Genomic DNA, 19,048 nt, shown 5'->3' on the forward strand with positions numbered 1-19,048 from the left:
TATACCGAATTTCTATAGGTTACGCACTATCCGTCAGATTGATAGTTTTATCCATTACTTTTTAATTTCTATCCGTCCCTTTTCCATATCTATCCGCCAATTACAGCATTCTATCCACATCATTACAAAAAAGCCTACTCTTTCTAAAGAGTAGACTTCTCTAACATACCTTTTGAAGCGGCTACCAATGCTTCCACTGTTGCCAAATCCCCTTCATGCAATGCTGTGACAATGGCACTACCGACAATCACGCCATCTCCCAAAGCCCCCATCTTTTTCACTTGCTCGGGTGTTGAAATGCCAAAGCCTGCAAGCACTGGAATTGGACTTGCTTGACGTAGGCTTGCAAAATGCTGTTCTAAATTATCGGCAAAACGCGACCTTGCGCCTGTAATGCCATTGACGGTCACTGCATAAACAAAGCCCTGACTTGCTGAAGCAATACGAGCGATTCGCTCAGGTGGGCTTGTTAATGAGACGAGTTGCACAACATCGATGCCATATGGATTTAATGCCTCACGTAACAACTCACTTTCTTCCAATGGGACATCTGGTACAATTAATCCCTTCACTCCCCCAGCTACACAGGCTTGCGCAAAGGCCTCTAAGTCATACGCTAACACTGGATTGAAATAAGTCATGACTACAAGAGGCACTGTTATTTCATCTTTAAATGACGCAAGTGTTTGTAATACGTTTCTTAATGTCACACCGGCTGCTAGTGCCCGTTCCCCTGCTCGTTCAATCGTTGGACCATCTGCGACAGGATCTGTAAAAGGAATCCCTACTTCAATAGCTGTTACCTCTAATTGCTGCAGTTTTAAAATAGTCGGCTTAATGGTCTCTAGCCCTCCATCACCTGCCATGATATAAGGTATAAAAGCTTTATGTCCTGCAACCTTTGCTTGTTCAATCGCTTGCTGTAAAGTCGTCATTTAACATCCCCTCCTAGTGCTGCTCGAACTGTGTGGACATCTTTATCTCCTCGACCAGATAAGCACACCACAATGATCTGATCTTTTGACATAGTCTTTGCAAGTTTTGCTGTGTAAGCAATGGCATGAGAACTTTCAAGCGCAGGCAGTATCCCCTCAGTTCGGCTTAATAATTGTAAGGCTTCCAGTGCTTCAGCATCTGTGATGGAGTCAAATTGTGCTCGACCAATATCATGTAAGTAACAATGCTCTGGCCCTTTCCCTGGATAATCTAACCCAGCCGAAATAGAATGAGCTTCTTGGACAAAGCCGTTTTCGTCCTGTAATAAATACATGTAGGCGCCATGCAATACACCTAATTGTCCACCTGCGATGGCCGCTGCATGCTTCCCAGTGTCAAGACCACTTCCTGCCGCCTCCACACCGTATAAGGCAACTGATTCATCATCAACAAATGGATGAAACATACCGATTGCATTACTGCCGCCTCCAATACAGGCAACAACTGCATCTGGTAAACGACCCTCTTTTTGCATGATTTGCTTTCTTGTTTCTACCCCGATGACACGCTGAAATTCTCGGACAATTTTCGGGAATGGATGTGGACCTAAGGCAGAGCCTAAAATATAATGGGTGTCCTCAACATTTGTCACCCAATAGCGTAGTGCAGCATTCACAGCATCCTTTAATGTTTTAGAACCACTTTCCACCGATTGAACTTTTGTGCCAAGCAGCTCCATACGAAAGACATTTAACTGCTGACGTTTGATATCTTCTGCACCCATAAAAACAACACATTCAAGATTTAATAATGCACATGCAGTGGCCGTTGCTACACCATGCTGACCAGCACCTGTTTCAGCAACAATTTTCTTTTTGCCCATGCGTTTGGCTAGAAGTGCTTGCCCAATCGCATTATTAATTTTATGTGCACCTGTATGATTTAAATCTTCACGCTTTAAATAAATCTTTGCTCCATCTAGTGCCTTTGTTAAATTTTCTGCGTAATAGAGCGGTGTTTCACGTCCAACATACTCCTCTAAATAATAGGACAGCTCCTCTGTAAATACTGGATCTTTTAATGCTTCGTCATAGGCAGTTTCTAATTCTAGCAGAGCTGTCATTAATGTTTCTGGCACAAACCGTCCGCCAAATTGCCCAAAACGTCCTTCCTTTGTCGGTACACTATTTGCTATTGATATTCCCATCATCTGCTCCCCCTCTTTACTGCCTGTAAAAATGCTTGTATTTTGGTAGAATCCTTGATTCCATCTGTTTCCACACCACTCGATACATCCACCATAAAAGGACCTACATCTGAAATAGCTGCTTCAATATTGTCTACATTGAGACCACCCGCTAATAGTAACTTTTCTTTCGGAATACCTACTTGCTCAAGCAGTGTCCAATCAAAAGTGTGACCACTCCCGCCTTTAAACTCTGTACCAGGCGCGTCGAATAAATAATAATCTACCTGATAGTTAGCAGCCGCTTGAACATCCTCTTGTCCTCGTATCGACAATGCCTTGATGGCAGGATAGCCTTGCTCCTGAATAAATGCTGGCGTTTCCTCCCCATGATATTGCACATAATCTAAAGGCACTCGCTCTACCGCTTCCTTTAATTCAGCTGGCGTTGGATTGACAAAGACACCTATTTTCAAAACGCCTTGTGGTACATGTTTCGCTAACTGTTGGGCTTGCTCAATGGATACACGACGTTTACTCGGTGCAAAAACAAAACCTACAGCATCTGCACCAGCATGAATCGCTGTTTTAACATGTGCTTGTTCCTGTAATCCGCAAATTTTGACCTTTGTCATACTGATGCCCCCTCCTTACTTACCTGCAATTGGCGTAGTGCTTGCCCCGCATCCCCACTCCGCATTAATGCTTCACCTACAAGGACACCACTAGCCCCCATTAAGGCTACTTGATTCGCATCTTCTTCTGACCAAATACCGCTTTCACTAATTAATACTCGCTCCTCATCAAATGGAAACACATCGGCAATTTCTCTTGTGCGCTCTAGGCTTACTTCAAAGGTACGTAAATCTCGATTATTCACGCCAATTAACTTTGCATCTACTGCAAGTGCACGTTCAAGCTCCACACGATCGTGCACTTCCACTAAAACTTCTAGGCCTAAGCCCGTTGCATAGCTATATAAATCACGTAAGGCATCGTCTGTTAAAGCCGCTACAATTAATAAAATAATGGATGCACCTGCTGCCTTCGCAAATCGAATTTGCACCCGATCAATCATAAAATCCTTACAAAGAAGAGGCGTATCGACTGCACGAGCAACTGCTGCTAAATCTTCAAAGGAGCCTTTAAAAAACTCCTTGTCTGTTAAGACTGAAATAGCTGCTGCTCCTGCTTGTGCATAGACTTGTGCTTGAGCAACTGGGTCTGCCCCACCAGCAATTAATCCCTTGGAAGGCGAGGCACGCTTCATTTCAGCAATGACTTGTAGTGTATGGGCTTGACGCAATGTCTCAACTAATGATGGACGTGGCGTTTCAGTAAAATTTGCTAAAGGATCTGGCTGCTCTAATAAAGCGCCTACCTCGATCTTCTTTTGCTGTAAAATTTTATTGAGTATATTCATTACCCTACCTCCACTTCTTTAATTTGCTTGCTATAGGTAACAACCGCTTCTAATTTTTGTCGTGCTCGCCCACTAAAAATACTTTCCTTTGCCATGGCTACACCTTCTTTAATGGTTTCTGCTTGACCATACCCAAATAAGCCGATACCAGCATTTAATACTACCGTATCTAAATAAGGACTCTGCTCCCCAGCCAATATTTTTTGCATAATCACTGCATTTTCATCTGCATTGCCACCACGGATGGCCTCTAAAGGTGCCGTTTGAAGACCGATATCTTCGGCAGTTAGGGAAAAGGGAATTAGATCCCCTTTATCTACTAAAACCAATGTATTTTGCCCTGCTAATGAAGCCTCATCTAAGCCTTGTGGTCCGGAAACGACAATGGCCCGCTCACGTCCAAGCATTTGTAAGACTGAGGCATATTCCATGACAAAATTCGGTCGATTAATGCCCGTAAATTGTGTGGACAATGGGACTGGATTTGTTAAAGGGCCAACAAGATTAAAGATCGTTGGTTTACCTAATGAACGGCGAACTTCACCAATTCTTTTTAATTTCGGATGGACATTCGGTGCATAAATAAAAGCGATTCCCTCTCTCTCTAGCAAATCGACTGTTTGTGGGATGGTAATTGCTGTATGAATACCTAGTGCTTCTAACACATCTGAGCTACCAGAGGAGGAAGAGATTTTACGGTTCCCATGTTTGGCAATTTTGACACCTGCTCCAGCTAACACGAAAGCAGAAGCTGTACTAATGTTAAAGGTATGAAGACCATCTCCCCCTGTACCGCAATTATCCATATAGTGATCTTCCTTTACGGCTACATCGAGAGCAAAAGATCGCATAATGGTTGCTAATGCGGCTACTTCATGTGCAGTTTCTCCCTTCGCAGATAAAGCTGTTAAAAAGCTGGCCATTTCTTCTTTAGGTGTGTCATCCTGAAACAACCATTGGGCTGCCTGCAACATTTCTTCGTATATGAGATGTGTTCCCTGCAGTACTTTCTGTTGTAATTGCTCCATTAGTTTCGCCCTCCATTGTTCACCAATAACTGTAAAAATGCCTGTTCTTCCGCTTGCACTTTTTGTAAAACGTTTTCCACATTTGTATACTTCGTCATAGTTATTGTTGATTGCATATGCATAGTATCCTGATTAATCACGATAGATTGCCCTGTTAAGGCAAAATCCAAATGACCATTAAACCCAATAAAGCCAAGAGCACCAAAATTACCAGCTGTATGCGAAAAATCCGTTGCTGAACTTGGTGATATAGTTGCTGCTAAAACATCAAGGGCATGCAGCATTGGTAAAAGCTTTCCTTCAATCCTAGATGTCATATGCAGTGCCTTTTTTGACCTCTGGATACGCATAGCCTCCATGACCTGAACAGAATCCGGGAAACAAACCGACTGTAATTCTTGCTGAACAGCACTAACAAGAAGTGCATGCGATTGTCTAATGCTCGCATGGTTGTATAATTGGCGTTCATTTTCTAAATCTTCATTTTTTGTTTCCCCTCGTGGGCATGTTCCCTCTGTAGGCGTCGCAATAACTCTTTCACCTTTTACTCGGATTAGACTTTCAGGAGAAGTACCTAACACAACATGATCCTCAAATTCTACATAATACAGATAAGCTGCAGGCTTTTTTTTGCGCAGCTGTCTATACAAAGCCAACGTATCACCTTGAAAGTTGGCTACATCACGCTTCGGCAGAACTATCCTTGTTATGTCATCATGTAAATTGGCTTGCATTGTCTGTAAAACCGTTGCAAATGACTCATTTGTTGTAGCATCAAGCGGTTGATAACGATAAGATGCTTCGTCACTGATCTGCCCATTTACTATTTGTTGAGCTAATTCTTCCAAATCAGGTTGTTGTTTTTCTGCATCAATATTTGTATGAATCAATGTCACTTCATCTGTTTGATGATCGAATACAATGATTGTTTCATACACATGAAAATGAGCATCAGGCAATTCTATTTTCTTGTCTACGAACATCGTTGTGCCGCCAAAACCTATATATCCAACGGCACCACCTGAAAATGGAAATTGTGTCGTATTGGAGATACGTGGCATGAGTCGTTTAAGAAGGACAAAGAGCTCACCTTTATGCACATATGTTTTCCCTGTTTTATAGGAAACCTCTTGGATTTCTTCGCCCACTCCTTTATATGTTTTTCGTGGATTGGCACCAATAAATGAATACCTTCCTGCTCCTTCATGTTGAGCGGAACTTTCCAATAAAAATTTATGTTTTCCCTGTAAACGCCTGAAAATTAAAATAGGTGTTAAGGAATCGCCATTGATGGTTTTCATTTTTGTTCTTGAACTCGTTGTTTGCATAGCTATTTTGCTCCTTTTTTCAAAGATTCCTTTAGCTAATGTTTAGACGAATGCTGAATGAAAATAAAAAAGCCCTCTGCAAAAAGGATTATTCCTAATTGCAGAGGACGATTATGACCGCGTTGCCACCTCATATTAGAGCATATGCTCTCACTTTTGTGCTTTTCATCATAGGTATGTTAAACCACACCTTGAAAGCACCCCTATAACGTGGGGAATCACGTTCGCTTTTTATAAGCGACTCTCATAAGTCCATTCACATAAACTGTAAATCAGTTTACACCATCCACTGACTCTCTTTATTACACACTTATGCTACTACTCTTATTCAACAATTTCTCAGCTATTCTCATCTAAACTCAGCTCATCTGTTCTTTGGCTGACCTCGCTCCCGAGACCTTCTACCTTGACCGAACAAAAAGTTAGCCTTAATTCTATGCCAATCCAATACTATTGTCAATCAATTCTGACGAAAAAAATTTAAATACCTATTTTATCAGAACAATCAAAAGTAGGTATATTATCCTTCTATAAAAATTTATTAGAGAAGAAGATTTCCTACTATTGAAAATCCCTTGAGTATTGACCATGTAAATATATCAAGTTATAGTAATTTCAGAGCATCAATTTTTTCCATATAATAAAAGAAAGTAGGAAGTTTATGTCCGTTCGCAAAAAATTAAATCTAGGATTCATTTCCTTAACCTGTTTACTTCTTATCTCAAGCATCGTATCATTTATTCAATTTAAAACAACACAGAATGATTTAGAAGAAGTATTGAAGCATCGTATGGTGCAAATCCAATTAACGGATAAAATACAACAACAACTTGCATCTCAAGGCTTATTTTTACGCTCCTATATTTTAAATAATCAGGATGAAACAGCTAAGGCCAATTTAGAGCGCTATGAAAAGTTGTTACCTGAAACAGTGAATGAACTTTCTACTATTGTTCGATCAGATTATACAAAAAATATTATGCAGCAAATCACAGAATTGCAAAAAGAGTTACTATCAAATTCACAGAAAGCTTTGCAAGCGTTTAATAGTGGCGATACAGATTTAGCGCTCTCTATCGTTAACCATGATGTCACAAAATACAATAAGGATATATTCAAGTTAACAACCGATTTATTAGCTTATCACGATGAACAGCTTCAAAAGGTGGATCAATCTATTAATCATACCGTTTCTCGTGCTATTGTCATTGCTATGAGCCTTCTAATTGCTAGTATCATAATCGGTTTATATTTTATGTATTTTGTCAAAAACTCCATTGTCCTGCCGCTACGGAAAGCCATTGGAGCAGCAGATACATTAGCACAAGGTGATTTAACGATCACTGAGCTTGACCATCAATCAAAAGATGAAATCGGCACACTTGCAATTGCAGTCAATACATTAAAACAAAATCTAACTTGCCTAATGACTAACATTCAAGATAGCGCATCCCATTTATCAGCTGTCTCAGAAGAGCTTTCTGCTAGTACAGAAGAAGTAACCACAACCTCTGATGATATTGCTCAAAGACTTCAAGAAAACGTAACACATGTCACTTCTTCTGCTAGTGCCTCTCAGCAAAGTGCTGTGGCAATGGATGAAACAGCATCAGGAGTTCAACGTATTGCGGAGGCGACCCAAAGTCTTCACCACAATGCAGAAAATCTGACTCAGCTTGCCCACACAGGCGGAGCAACCATTACAACAGCAAAAGAACAGATGGATATGATTGCACGAGCAACTTCTGATATTGCAACCTTAACGCAAAAACTAAGTAAGCAATCAGAAGAAATCGGACAAATTACAACAGTGATTACAGCTATCTCAGAGCAAACAAATTTACTGGCACTGAATGCTGCCATTGAAGCAGCGAGAGCTGGAGAACATGGTAAAGGCTTTGCAGTAGTAGCAGATGAGGTACGTAAACTTGCTGAGGAATCGAATCAATCTGCCAATCAAATCGTTGCTATTACGAAAGAAATCCTAACAGATACACGAAATGTTGCAGCCTCTGTCGACAATGGTTTAGCTTCTGTACAGGATGGCGTAGCCAAAATTCATGAGGCTGGAGATGCTTTCTACTCCATCACCTCTGCGGTTGCAGCATTCACAGAGCAAATTGAAGAAATTTCTGCTACATCTGAAGAAATCTCTGCCAGTGCTGAGCAGGTTGCAGCCTCTGTCACGGAAATTGCCAATGTCTCTAATCAATCAGCAACTAATTCTCAAATGATTGCAGAATCTGTTGACGAGCAAGTTGCAACAATGCAGCAAGTAAATGCTGTTGCAGAAGAATTAAGTGAAAATGCGCAACAGCTACAAGGCTTCATTCAGCAATTTAAATTATAAATACTATACGAAAAATCTGCTGCTTTTTATAAAAGTTAGCAGATTTTTTGCATGCAAAAAAAGCAGGGAATAGAAAACCATTCGTTTTCCATTCTCTGCTCACTATATTATACAGTAGGTTCGTCTGTACCCCATTGTTTTTTCTCTTTTTTGCGTAGCTGTCCATCTGATTTATTCATCTCACGAATTTTTAATGAATACCAGATTTGAGCTGCGATACAGATTGAAGAATACATACCTGTAATTAAACCAATCAATAACGCGATAGAGAAGTTTTGAATAGATGGCGCACCAAAAATTAATAGGGCTATTACAACGATAATAACAGTTAATACTGTATTAACCGAACGTCCCATTGTTTGGCGTAGCGATTTATTCACGATATTCGCCAATACTTCACGATCGTTAATTGTATTATAACGATCTAAGTTTTCACGCATACGGTCAAAGGTAACGATCGTATCATTGATGGAATAACCAACAATTGTTAACACAGCCGCAATAAATGTAATATCTACTTCTAAACGCATGAAGCTAAAGACAGCCACGATTAAGAATACATCATGCAATAATGAAACAATTGCACCAATACCCATGCGCCATTCAAAGCGAATTGCCACATAAATGATGATCCCTATTGCTGCAAGAGATAAAGCCTTAATCGCATTTTTTACAAGTTCCTTACCAACTGTAGGCGATACGGTACTTACAGCTGGTTCATGACCATATTTTTCGCCAGCTACTTTTTTAAATTCTAAAATTTCTGCTTGTGTAAGGTCATCTTTATAGCGAATGACTGCTGTATTACTTTTCTCACCGGAGAGTATGATATCTTCTGATGAAAAATCAATGCTATCTAGATATTTGGATACTTCTTCTTTCGTTAATGTTTGGTCAGATTCAATTTGGACACGAGTACCGCTTGAGAAATCAATTCCTAGGTTTAGACGGAAAATACCAATAACTACTAAACCAGCCACTAAAATGGCTAATGAGAATGTATAGAATTTCTTACGGTTGTGAACAAAATCAAATCGATCAAATTTCGTTGATAAATCTAATGCACCAATATTTTCATCCAGACTATGTTGTTTTGATTTTGCAATACCATACCATGCTGGATTATTGAAATAGCCACTGTTAACAAGTAGCCCTAATAGGACACGTGAACCCCAAACTGCTGTTAAGAAGCTCAATAAAATACTAATAATTAATGTTGTAGCAAATCCTTTAACAGAGCTTGTTCCCCATTGAAACAATACTGCTGCAGCTAATAAAGTTGTCAACTGTGCATCGATAATGGCTGATAAAGATTGTTTAGAACCAATTTGGAAAGCTTGTTTAGCAGAATAGCCTACTCGAAGCTCTTCACGAATACGTTCTGCCGCTAAAATATTGGCATCTACAGCCATCCCAATACCAAGCACAATGGCCGCAATACCTGGAAGCGTTAATACCGCATTAATCCAGTCAAAGACCACCAATACTAGGAATGTGAACACAGCCAGTGTAATGATGGAAATAAAGCCTGGTAAACGATAGTAGAATAGCATAAATATGAATATGATGACTACGCCGACTATCCCAGCAAAAATAGTGCTTTTCAATGCTGCGTCACCGAATTGAGCACCAACAGAAGTTGAATAAATTTCATCAAGCTTTACAGGTAATGCCCCAGCATTTAAAATATCAGCTAAATTTTTAGTTTCTTCAACAGAGAAATTACCGCTAATCATAACATCTGTTGTATTTAATGTTTGACTAACTGTTGCTGCAGATGCATAGCGAGGCTTTGCTTTTTGTGATTCCGCTTTATAGGAATCAACACCCTCTTCAAAGTCTAACCATACAACCAGTAAATTTTGGCCTGCAGGTTTCGCCGCAATTTTACTTGTTATATCAGCAAATTTTTTCGCATCTTTTAAAGTTAAGGATACAATCGGACGATTTTGTTGGTCAAAAGAGCCTTTAGCACCGTTTGCTTTCAAATCGTCTCCATCCAATAATAAATTATCATCAACATCACGGAATGTTAAATTCGCAGAAGTGGACAATAACTTACGTGCCGATTCCTGATCCTCAACACCAGCTAATTGCACGCGAATACGATTTTTGTCCTCAACCTGAATACTCGGTTCACTAACCCCCATCGTATTTACACGTTCACCAAGTGCAGTGGATGTCGCTGTGACAATTTCTGGTGTAATTTTTTGTCCTTCTTTTAATTCATTTACCTCGTAAAGCACTTCAAACCCGCCCTGTAAGTCAAGACCAAGCTTGATGTCCTTTAAGACGCCGTTTACAGTCGTACTAATTCCTGCTGCAAAGAGCACTAGAATTAATAAGAATGCAACTATACGACTTTTTAGTTTCATCAATAAATCCTCCTCGAATTGGTGTAAGGGCTGTCCTTACACGCCAAACAAGTAACTAGCAATACCTTTTGAAACGTTTAATCCTCCTTTGCATCTAGAATCGTGTTACCTGTGCTTCAAAAAGGTTGCTTTACTTATTTCAATCGTTCATAACGCGCAAGTTTATCTTTGTATTATTAGGTACTAGTCTTCCAAATGTCAATCAAAGCATAGGAGACTTATGTAAGTAAGAACTTATTCAAAATAAAAAAAGCGCAACACACTTATTATGAAACAGGTTGCGCTTGGTGTCAATTCAACACATATAGGATTCTTTGAATTATTGTAAAATTTGACACAGCATTGATTACGTTCTGACTGGACCAAGCAGTAATTGTAACTCTTCTGTATTGACTTCTCCAAACCAATTATTACTTTGTAAAAACTCTACTTGATTAAATGAGACGATATCAGATGGCGATACCGAAAAAATGGTAGAAATGACTTCATGTAAACGTAGCTGTTCAACTTTCTTTTTACGCCATTTTTTTTCAATACAGTAGCGCCAAAGTTCTTCTGCCGTAATAGCATTGTATTGATAATGCTGGAACTCTGCTATCTTACTATCAATTGCCGGACGAATCTTTTCAAATAGTTGCTCATACTGCATACTCATTTTGAATCATCTCCAATCAAAGTCGTAACGTAAGACATGCTTGCATACAAATAGTGTAAATGAATTTTTGCGGCTTGAGAAGGGACGGATGGCATGAGTTCTTTTGTACGAGGTACATTATTTTTAATGTTTGTGATTTTTTTATCTAAACTTTTTGGCTTCTTTTATAGAATGCAATTTATGCGGATTGCTGGTGAAGAAGCTGTCGGCATTTATATGACCGTCTATCCAGCATTTATTTTCTTCATCTCACTCATTCAACTAGGACTACCTATCGCTGTGGCTAAAATAGTGGCTGAATTACTAGCAAAAAATAAACGTGAGAACATCTTTGGTGTCATGCGTACAGCCATTCTTTGGTCATTCATTGGCATGATCATTTTTATGCCACTCATTGCACTAACAATACCATATATTTCTACAACGCTATTACATAATGAACAGACAACATTTACACTATGGATTGCACTCTTTGCTGTACCAGTATCAGTTGGATCTGGCTTATTACGTGCTTATTTACAAGGTGTCGCTAAAATTACACCGACTGCATGGGCACAAATGATTGAACAAATTGTACGTATTAGCTTCATTACTTTAATGCTACCTTATGTAGCTAATTACAATAATGCTGCTGTTACGGCTGCTGCGGCAATGGGCATTACGCTTCTTGCTGAAGTTGTAGCATTCCTGTATTTATGGCTGCACTATATCGTCTCGAAAAAGAAATTACTGACACGAAAAACTAAAATTGAAGGGTATCCAGCATCACCAATGTTGCGTATTGCCCTTCCCTCTGCAGGTAGTAAGCTTTTTGGTTCTTTCACTTGGTTTTTAGAGCCGATTATCTTTTTAAAAGCTTTGACTGTTGCTGGTTTAACTGCATCTGCTGCCACTATTTTATATGGTGTCATTTCAGGTGTTTTGGTGCCATTACTGTTATTTCCTGCGTTTGTATCAACAGCCTTATCGATTGTGCTCATTCCAGCTGTGAGTGATGCCGTCGCTCGTCAGCACATCCCGCTACTACAGGAACGAATTTCAGTGTCCCTAAGATTATCTTCTTTAGTAGGTTGCTTTGCTGCTACGTATTTCTTTGTGCACGGAGATGAATTAGCCATGAAGCTTTTCCATTTAGAAGAAAATCGTGGGTACGTTAAAATTTTAGCACCTATTTTTTATTTTTATTATATTCAAAGCCCTCTACATTCCATCTTACAGGCGATTGGTGAGGCAAGAGCAGCCATGATGAACTCCATCTATGGTGGGCTAGGTAAACTATTTGTGATGTTTGTACTTGCCTCTCAACCAGGTATCCAGGAAAAAGGTGCTGTTGTAGCCATTGGCTTTGGTGTTTTACTGACGTCCTTCTTGCATATTGCAACAGTGAGACAACGAAAAAACCTGCGTGCAGGCTTTAGAATGTTTGTCGTACCTTATAGTTGCTTTATCGCCGTTTGCGTCGTACAGTATTTCCTCATCCCAATACTGTCACTACCATTTATTTTAAATAGTGGTGTCACATTATTTTTACTATTTACTTTTCTATTATTTACCAATCAGTTGCGTATTACGGATTTCCGCTACATCAAAAAATTGGCGAAGAAAGTTTAGGATTCCTTTAATTGGATATGCAACTTATTGTCTTCCCAAATACAAAAAAATACCGTTTCACTGTCAGTAATATTATTTTTTGCTAGCTCACCCATTAGCCATTCCACATCTTTATGCATGGTAAATAAATGTCTTTCTTGGATATCACCGTCGATAATCAATGGGTACACAAAGGCTTTTTCATCTTTTTTATAGACAGAAAGATTGCCTGAAGGCTCTAAATACGCAAAGGCTACATCTGTCACCGATGCGATTCCGTTTTCTCGTAATTGCTGACATAAATCATCTAAATTATAGCGGTGTTTTCTCATCTCACTCTCTAAAATAACACCGTTTTTTACTAATAAAGCAGGGTCACCATCCACTAAGTCACGTATTTTTTTGAACTTTAATGACAAAAAGGCACTTAATATTTGAATAAAGAGCAAAATAATGATAGGTAGTATCGCATTAAAGAGAGGATTTTTATAATCGTCTAGCGCGAAGGCTGCCACTTCCGCAATTAATACAAATACGACCAAATCGATGACTGATAATTCACCTACTTCTCGTTTGCCCATTAAACGGAAAACGATGATGATAAACACATATAAAAAACAAGTTCTAAAAATAATATGGTAATATTCTTCCATAGAAACACACCCCCATACTATCAAGGTGACCTTACTTATTGTTTTTTATACAGTATTCAAGGAATAGTTCCTACTTGTTCGTACACACTAACAAAGAGCTAGATGCTTACCACTATAAACATGCAAACAAGGTGAGAACATGACAAGGAAAATAATTGTTTTCGTTTTTGTTTATATTCTTTTTCTTATTAAGCCTTATTCTATTTATGGGTACCACGAACAGGAAATACCTATTCTTATGTACCATCATTTAGAGGAAAATATAAACAATAATACAGTTATTTCACCCGAAAACTTCGAAAATCAAATGAAATTACTTAAAATGGAAGGATATCATGCCATTTCTGCCCAGCAATTATATGATTACTTAAACGGCCAAACACCGTTACCTCAAAAGCCTGTATTAATTACCTTTGATGATGGCTATTTTAGCAATTATGAAAAAGCTTACCCGATATTGAAAAAATATGGTATGCATGCGGAAATTTTCGTGATTGCAAGCCGAATCCTAGAGAATAACGAAAACAATCACTATCCAAATGAATCAGCAAAGATGAGTTGGGATCAATTGAAGGAAATGAAGGATTATATTACAATCCAGAGTCATACTTGGGATTTACATTATAAATTACCTTCAGAAAACGGTAAACTAAATGGCGCTGTATTCGGCCCTAGTTTTGTGAATGGGCAGCTAGAAAGTCAGGTTGCCTATGAAGAAAGAGTTAGAAATGATTTTATTCGCTCAAGAAAAATAATTAAAGAAAAATTAGGTTATGAGCCAATTGCTATAAGCTATCCTTATGGGATTTATTCACTCTCCACGATAAAAATAGCCAAAGAAGCTGGGTTTAAGATGGCCTTTGTTATACAAAATAAACATGTGAAAAAGGGCGATGCCATATTTACGTTAAACAGAATCACTATTAATGGCAATGATACTGGTGAAGCCTTCATTCATAAATTAAAAGCTACACCTGCAAAAAACATATAAGCAGCATAGACGGCACTAACCATCAGTTATATAAAAAAGACTTACAATGTAGCTATTGCCTATTGTAAGCCTTTTCTTCTTTGTTACTGATTGTCATTGACAATTCGTCCAATTGCTTGACGGTCAAATTTCACTCGTACATTGTCAGCGATTTTTAATGTCACTGCTGAGTCTTCAATTGCATCAATAACACCATGTAAACCACCGATTGTAATGACTTTATCTCCACGTTGCAAACTAGTTTGCATATTTTGTGTTTCCTGCTGTCTTTTTTTAGCAGGACGGATTAAGATAAACCACATTGCAACGAACATTAATAATATTGGTGCTAATCCTAGTAATTGATCCATAATAGCATCTTGCCCCCTTTCCAAATCTCACTTTTTTAGTATAGACTATTCCACCATTAAAAAGCGATGGACAAGCCAAAAAATTTTCTCATTTACTAATATTTTTTCTATGATTGACAATATTTTGCTAGAAATATTCACTTTTTACAAAGTTTTGAATGATTTGCAAAACTATTGCTATTGATTATGGACATTAGGGGATGCCTAATGTCCTTTTTTCATTTGATTTAGCGCATGAAATGATCATATCCGTCTAGCTTAAAAGTTTTTTGCGTCTGGCCCATTAAAGCCGTATTTTTCAAAGAACTCTTCACGGAAATCACCAAGGCGGTCTTGACGAATTGCCTCACGTACTTGCTCCATCAATTTCAATAGGAAGTGTAGATTATGATAAGATGTTAAACGAATACCGAACGTTTCTTCCGTGCGAATAAGGTGACGAACATAGGCACGAGAATAATTTTTACATGTATAGCAATCACAGTTAGGATCAATTGGACCAAAGTCACGTGCATATTTTGCATTTTTCACCACTAGGCGTCCTTCAGATGTCATCAGTGTTCCATTACGTGCAATACGTGTTGGCAATACACAGTCAAACATATCAATCCCACGAATGGCCCCATCAATTAAAGAATCTGGTGAGCCAACACCCATTAAATAACGTGGTTTATTTTCAGGCATCATTGGCGTAGTAAATTCTAAAACGCGGTTCATCACATCTTTCGGTTCACCAACAGATAATCCGCCAATCGCATAGCCAGGGAAATCTAGTTCCACTAACGCTTCAGCTGAGCGGCGGCGTAAATCTTCGTACTCTCCGCCTTGAATAATCCCAAATAAACCTTGCTCCTCTGGACGCTGATGTGCTTCCTTACAACGTTTTGCCCAACGAGTTGTACGATCGACTGATTGCAGCATATAGTCATGTGTTGCAGGATATGGTGGACATTCATCAAAGGCCATCATAATATCAGAGCCTAAATCATTTTGAATTTCCATCGCCTTTTCTGGACTCAAAAATAGTTTATCGCCATTGAGGTGATTACGGAAATGAACGCCTTCCTCCTCAATTTTTCGGAATTGACTAAGTGAAAATACTTGGAAACCACCTGAATCCGTTAAAATTGGACGATCCCAGTTCATAAATTTATGAAGCCCGCCTGCTTCTTTAACAATATCATTACCTGGACGAAGCCATAAATGGTACGTATTGGACAGGATGATGCCGGCATTCATCTCTTTTAATTCCTCTGGTGACATGGTCTTAACCGTTGCTTGTGTGCCAACAGGCATAAATGCTGGTGTTTCAAAGGAGCCATGCGGTGTATGCACGATGCCAAGGCGTGCTCCTGTTTGTTTACATGTATGAAGTAGTTCATATCGAATTGCTGGTTGTGTCATAAAATAAATAATCCTCTCTTATCTGAAGTAAAAACAGTACTCCGATTTTATCCACTATTATTTTTTTGGACGTATAAACATTGCATCGCCAAAACTAAAGAAGCGATATTTTTCCTCTACAGCTTGCTGATAAGCACTTAAAATGGTCTCTCGTGTGGCTAGCGTACTGACAAGCATGACCAGTGTTGATTTTGGTAAATGGAAGTTTGTGATTAACCCATCTACCACCGTAAAGTTGTAGCCTGGATAAATGAAAATAGACGTCCAACCTTGTTCTGCTCGCACTTCTCCCTCATATTTCGAACCAATTGTCTCCAATGTACGAGTAGAGGTTGTCCCAACAGCTATAACCTTGCCGCCGTTACGCTTTACTCGATTAATCGTATCTGCTGCTTGTTCGGTAACACTATAGAATTCCGCATGCATTTCATGGTTCTCAATCGAATCTACACTAACGGGACGGAAAGTGCCCAGACCTACATGTAGCGTAATAAAGACAACCTCTACCCCTTTAGCCTTCACTTGTGCTAATAGCTCCTCTGTAAAATGCAGTCCTGCTGTAGGTGCTGCAGCCGAGCCACGCTCTTTGGCATAAACGGTTTGATAACGATCTTTGTCCTCTAGTTTTTCACGAATATATGGAGGTAACGGCATTTCACCAAGTTGCTCTAATATTTCATAAAAGATGCCATCATAATGAAATTCAAATGTACGTCCGCCATGTTCAAGCTCACCTGTACAAGTAGCTGTTAATAAACCGTCACCAAATGTTATGACTGTTCCTACTTTTACACGCTTTGCTGGTTTTACAAGTGTTTCCCACTGATCTGTACCAGCCAATTGCTTTAATAGTAATACTTCTATATGTGCCCCTGTCTCCTCCTTCACCCCCATTAAGCGAGCAGGTAAAACTCTTGTATCATTTAGTACAAGACAGTCTCCAGCATGTAGCTCCTCTAAAACATGAGCAAAATGGTGGTGCTCCACTTTATTTGAGCCTGGTGTCACGACCATTAATCGACTCGCTGTACGATCGACTAATGGCGTTTGGGCAATAAGCTCCTCTGGTAATTCAAAATCAAAATCTTCTACACGCATGAAAATAACTTCCTTCTTTATGTTTGTTTGGGATACTCATATCCAAAATGTTCGTAGGCTAAATATGTGGCCACTCTTCCTCTTGGTGTACGTTGAATAAGGCCAATTTGCATCAAATAAGGCTCGTATACATCTTCTATTGTAACTCGTTCTTCACCAATCGATGCAGCAAGTGTATCTAAGCCTACTGGACCTCCTTGGAACCGCTCAATCATGTTGGTTACAAGTTTATGGTCAATATGATCAAGCCCTCTAGGATCTACTTGTAACAGCTCTAACGCTTGCTGTGCAAGACCCTCCGTTATCATACCATCTCCAAGCACTTGTGCATAATCTCGCACTCGTTTCAATAAACGATTGGCAATTCGAGGTGTTCCACGTGAGCGCCTCGCCATTTCCGTTGCTGCTATTTGCTCAATTTCTACCTCAAACAAATGAGCACTTCGCACAACAATTTCGGCAAGCGATTGATCATCGTAATATTCTAAGCGTAGTAACACTCCAAAACGATCCCTTAAAGGAGCTGATAATGCACCAGCTCTTGTTGTTGCACCTACAAGGGTAAAGGGAGGTAATTCAAGTCGTACAGAACGTGCTTCAGGGCCCTTCCCCACCACAATATCTAAACAGAAGTCTTCCATTGCTGGATATAAAACTTCTTCAATAGCACGGGGGAGTCGATGGATTTCATCTATAAATAAAACGTCCCCAGGCTCTAGTGAACTTAAAATAGCTGCCAAATCTCCAGGACGCTCAATCGCGGGTCCACTTGTCATGCGTACATTGACATTCATCTCATTCGCAATAACAGCAGCTAATGTCGTTTTACCAAGTCCCGGAGGTCCATATAACAACACATGATCTAAACTTTCTTGGCGAAGCTTTGCCGCTTCAATGAATATTTGTAAGTTTTCCTTTACTTTATGTTGCCCAATATACTGCGCTAATTTTTGAGGGCGTAAAGATAATTCAAACTGCTCATCATAGCTACCTGCTTCACTTGCCATCATACGTTCAGACATGCACCTTCCCTCCTTTCCTTATTTTAATTTTAGCAGTAGTTGCAATGCTTGTTTCATAAAGGCATCTGTCGTTTCCAGTTTGTCATTATCCTCTAGCTGTGGTTTAATTTTTTCGAGCTCTTTTTCAGAATAACCAAGTGCTATTAAAGCAAGTAAGGCTTCTTCTAGTTCATGTTTATAAGGATTCACACCAAACAATGGTAACTCATCTTCTGCACTAGGTAACTCCAATGTATCTAATAATGAGCCTAGCTTACCCTTCAAGTCGAGGATCATTTGACGTGCTGTTTTTTTTCCGACTCCAGGGAACTTCACTAAAAATGTTTCGTCCTCCCGTTCGATTGCACTAATAACCTGTTGTGGATTGCCCGTAGCTAAAATAGCTAGTGCTCCCTTTGGCCCTATTCCCGACACTAAAATAAGCTTACGGAATAGCTCGCGCTGATCTAGATTAGGGAAACCATATAAAACTTGTGCATCTTCTCGTACATGCAAATGAACATATATCTGTTGTTCAAGGGCAGAAGTTCGAAAAGCAAACGGATTGGGCGTATTGAGTTGCCAGCCAATCCCTTGTTGTTCTAGCACAATAAATTCAGGTGTAATACGAGTAATTTGTCCTTTTAAATAATCATACATCTATAATCCCTCACAATCAT

17 protein-coding genes and 1 other annotated feature are annotated in these 19,048 nt (G+C 39.3%); of the genes, 3 read left to right on the forward strand and 14 right to left on the reverse strand.

The genetic code is table 11. From position 1 onward, the window contains the following. Positions 1 to 143: 143 nt before the first annotated feature. From trpA to MHB65_RS16620, 6 genes are read right to left on the reverse strand one after another with little or no spacing between them, the layout of a single operon-like run. Positions 144 to 935 carry a tryptophan synthase subunit alpha gene (gene trpA / locus MHB65_RS16595; RefSeq protein WP_342441081.1) on the reverse strand — a complete coding sequence of 264 codons (792 nt, stop codon included), beginning with the start codon at positions 933 to 935 and terminating at the stop codon, positions 144 to 146. Further along, positions 932 to 2,143, reverse strand: a complete 1,212-nt coding sequence (gene trpB, locus MHB65_RS16600; protein ID WP_342443758.1) for a tryptophan synthase subunit beta — start codon at positions 2,141 to 2,143, stop codon at positions 932 to 934. The genes trpA and trpB overlap by 4 nt, the downstream gene beginning before the upstream one ends. Then, positions 2,143 to 2,757, reverse strand: a complete 615-nt coding sequence (locus tag MHB65_RS16605) for a phosphoribosylanthranilate isomerase (protein ID WP_342441082.1) — start codon at positions 2,755 to 2,757, stop codon at positions 2,143 to 2,145. The genes trpB and MHB65_RS16605 overlap by 1 nt, the downstream gene beginning before the upstream one ends. Next, positions 2,754 to 3,545: an indole-3-glycerol phosphate synthase TrpC gene (gene trpC, locus MHB65_RS16610; protein WP_342441083.1), complete on the reverse strand. Its 792-nt coding sequence runs from the start codon at positions 3,543 to 3,545 to the stop codon at positions 2,754 to 2,756. The genes MHB65_RS16605 and trpC overlap by 4 nt, the downstream gene beginning before the upstream one ends. After that, entirely contained in the window at positions 3,545 to 4,573 is a 1,029-nt protein-coding gene (gene trpD, locus MHB65_RS16615; RefSeq protein WP_342441084.1) for an anthranilate phosphoribosyltransferase, read from the reverse strand. The genes trpC and trpD overlap by 1 nt, the downstream gene beginning before the upstream one ends. Then, the gene (locus tag MHB65_RS16620; protein ID WP_342441085.1) at positions 4,573 to 5,901 is read right to left on the reverse strand and encodes a chorismate-binding protein; all 1,329 of its coding nucleotides are present in this window, start codon (positions 5,899 to 5,901) and stop codon (positions 4,573 to 4,575) included. Before MHB65_RS16620 ends, trpD begins: the two co-directional genes overlap by 1 nt. A gap of 100 nt (positions 5,902 to 6,001) precedes the next feature. Beyond that, positions 6,002 to 6,242 (reverse strand) — a binding site (T-box leader). A 320-nt stretch (positions 6,243 to 6,562) separates the two neighbouring features. On the opposite strand from MHB65_RS16620, the gene MHB65_RS16625 reads away from it, so the two are divergent. Beyond that, positions 6,563 to 8,251 (forward strand): methyl-accepting chemotaxis protein, encoded by a 1,689-nt coding sequence (locus MHB65_RS16625; RefSeq protein WP_342441086.1) that lies wholly within the window; start codon positions 6,563 to 6,565, stop codon positions 8,249 to 8,251. 107 nt (positions 8,252 to 8,358) lie between these two features. Here the strand turns inward: MHB65_RS16625 and secDF are convergent, their stop codons facing one another. Together secDF and MHB65_RS16635 are read right to left on the reverse strand one after the other, a co-directional pair. After that, complete coding sequence (secDF, locus tag MHB65_RS16630) at positions 8,359 to 10,626, reverse strand: protein translocase subunit SecDF (protein WP_342441087.1); 2,268 nt, start codon at positions 10,624 to 10,626, stop codon at positions 8,359 to 8,361. A gap of 346 nt (positions 10,627 to 10,972) precedes the next feature. Beyond that, positions 10,973 to 11,281, reverse strand: a complete 309-nt coding sequence (locus tag MHB65_RS16635) for a post-transcriptional regulator (protein WP_205444633.1) — start codon at positions 11,279 to 11,281, stop codon at positions 10,973 to 10,975. Positions 11,282 to 11,374: 93 nt separating this feature from the next. Here MHB65_RS16635 and MHB65_RS16640 point away from each other — a divergent pair, with 93 nt between their 5' ends. Then, on the forward strand, positions 11,375 to 12,892 hold the full coding sequence (locus tag MHB65_RS16640) for an oligosaccharide flippase family protein (protein WP_205444635.1): 1,518 nt from the start codon (positions 11,375 to 11,377) through the stop codon (positions 12,890 to 12,892). On the opposite strand, the gene MHB65_RS16645 is transcribed toward MHB65_RS16640, so the two are convergent. Beyond that, a complete protein-coding gene (locus tag MHB65_RS16645; RefSeq protein WP_205444636.1) occupies positions 12,889 to 13,524 on the reverse strand; it encodes a DUF421 domain-containing protein in 636 nt (211 codons plus the stop codon). The two genes, MHB65_RS16640 and MHB65_RS16645, sit on opposite strands and share 4 nt — an antisense overlap. A gap of 139 nt (positions 13,525 to 13,663) precedes the next feature. On the opposite strand from MHB65_RS16645, the gene MHB65_RS16650 reads away from it, so the two are divergent. Next, positions 13,664 to 14,515 (forward strand): polysaccharide deacetylase family protein, encoded by an 852-nt coding sequence (locus MHB65_RS16650; RefSeq protein ID WP_342441088.1) that lies wholly within the window; start codon positions 13,664 to 13,666, stop codon positions 14,513 to 14,515. An 83-nt stretch (positions 14,516 to 14,598) separates the two neighbouring features. Here the strand turns inward: MHB65_RS16650 and yajC are convergent, their stop codons facing one another. The 5 genes from yajC to ruvA form a co-directional block, all read right to left on the reverse strand. Continuing rightward, positions 14,599 to 14,865 carry a preprotein translocase subunit YajC gene (gene yajC, locus MHB65_RS16655; protein WP_205444640.1) on the reverse strand — a complete coding sequence of 89 codons (267 nt, stop codon included), beginning with the start codon at positions 14,863 to 14,865 and terminating at the stop codon, positions 14,599 to 14,601. Between the two features lie 258 nt (positions 14,866 to 15,123). Next, positions 15,124 to 16,269: a tRNA guanosine(34) transglycosylase Tgt gene (tgt, locus tag MHB65_RS16660; protein ID WP_036075815.1), complete on the reverse strand. Its 1,146-nt coding sequence runs from the start codon at positions 16,267 to 16,269 to the stop codon at positions 15,124 to 15,126. Between the two features lie 57 nt (positions 16,270 to 16,326). Further along, positions 16,327 to 17,367 (reverse strand): tRNA preQ1(34) S-adenosylmethionine ribosyltransferase-isomerase QueA, encoded by a 1,041-nt coding sequence (gene queA / locus MHB65_RS16665; protein WP_342441089.1) that lies wholly within the window; start codon positions 17,365 to 17,367, stop codon positions 16,327 to 16,329. A gap of 17 nt (positions 17,368 to 17,384) precedes the next feature. Next, positions 17,385 to 18,389 (reverse strand): Holliday junction branch migration DNA helicase RuvB, encoded by a 1,005-nt coding sequence (gene ruvB, locus MHB65_RS16670; RefSeq protein WP_342441090.1) that lies wholly within the window; start codon positions 18,387 to 18,389, stop codon positions 17,385 to 17,387. 18 nt (positions 18,390 to 18,407) lie between these two features. Next, positions 18,408 to 19,028: a Holliday junction branch migration protein RuvA gene (gene ruvA / locus MHB65_RS16675; protein WP_342441091.1), complete on the reverse strand. Its 621-nt coding sequence runs from the start codon at positions 19,026 to 19,028 to the stop codon at positions 18,408 to 18,410. Between the last annotated feature and the right edge of the window lie 20 nt (positions 19,029 to 19,048).

Origin of the sequence: Lysinibacillus sp. FSL K6-0075 (genome assembly GCF_038592945.1) — a bacterium.
GTDB classification, from domain to species: Bacteria; Bacillota; Bacilli; order Bacillales_A; family Planococcaceae; genus Lysinibacillus; species Lysinibacillus fusiformis_F.

What these genes read in the sequence shown, in the direction of transcription:
- trpA (WP_342441081.1), bottom strand. Translation starts at nt 935, where the DNA reads ATGACGACTTTACAGCAAGCGATTGAACAAGCAAAGGTTGCAGGACAT.
- trpB (WP_342443758.1), bottom strand. Translation starts at nt 2,143, where the DNA reads ATGGGAATATCAATAGCAAATAGTGTACCGACAAAGGAAGGACGTTTT.
- MHB65_RS16605 (WP_342441082.1), bottom strand. Translation starts at nt 2,757, where the DNA reads ATGACAAAGGTCAAAATTTGCGGATTACAGGAACAAGCACATGTTAAA.
- trpC (WP_342441083.1), bottom strand. Translation starts at nt 3,545, where the DNA reads ATGAATATACTCAATAAAATTTTACAGCAAAAGAAGATCGAGGTAGGC.
- trpD (WP_342441084.1), bottom strand. Translation starts at nt 4,573, where the DNA reads ATGGAGCAATTACAACAGAAAGTACTGCAGGGAACACATCTCATATAC.
- MHB65_RS16620 (WP_342441085.1), bottom strand. Translation starts at nt 5,901, where the DNA reads ATGCAAACAACGAGTTCAAGAACAAAAATGAAAACCATCAATGGCGAT.
- MHB65_RS16625 (WP_342441086.1), top strand. Translation starts at nt 6,563, where the DNA reads ATGTCCGTTCGCAAAAAATTAAATCTAGGATTCATTTCCTTAACCTGT.
- secDF (WP_342441087.1), bottom strand. Translation starts at nt 10,626, where the DNA reads ATGAAACTAAAAAGTCGTATAGTTGCATTCTTATTAATTCTAGTGCTC.
- MHB65_RS16635 (WP_205444633.1), bottom strand. Translation starts at nt 11,281, where the DNA reads ATGAGTATGCAGTATGAGCAACTATTTGAAAAGATTCGTCCGGCAATT.
- MHB65_RS16640 (WP_205444635.1), top strand. Translation starts at nt 11,375, where the DNA reads ATGAGTTCTTTTGTACGAGGTACATTATTTTTAATGTTTGTGATTTTT.
- MHB65_RS16645 (WP_205444636.1), bottom strand. Translation starts at nt 13,524, where the DNA reads ATGGAAGAATATTACCATATTATTTTTAGAACTTGTTTTTTATATGTG.
- MHB65_RS16650 (WP_342441088.1), top strand. Translation starts at nt 13,664, where the DNA reads ATGACAAGGAAAATAATTGTTTTCGTTTTTGTTTATATTCTTTTTCTT.
- yajC (WP_205444640.1), bottom strand. Translation starts at nt 14,865, where the DNA reads ATGGATCAATTACTAGGATTAGCACCAATATTATTAATGTTCGTTGCA.
- tgt (WP_036075815.1), bottom strand. Translation starts at nt 16,269, where the DNA reads ATGACACAACCAGCAATTCGATATGAACTACTTCATACATGTAAACAA.
- queA (WP_342441089.1), bottom strand. Translation starts at nt 17,367, where the DNA reads ATGCGTGTAGAAGATTTTGATTTTGAATTACCAGAGGAGCTTATTGCC.
- ruvB (WP_342441090.1), bottom strand. Translation starts at nt 18,389, where the DNA reads ATGTCTGAACGTATGATGGCAAGTGAAGCAGGTAGCTATGATGAGCAG.
- ruvA (WP_342441091.1), bottom strand. Translation starts at nt 19,028, where the DNA reads ATGTATGATTATTTAAAAGGACAAATTACTCGTATTACACCTGAATTT.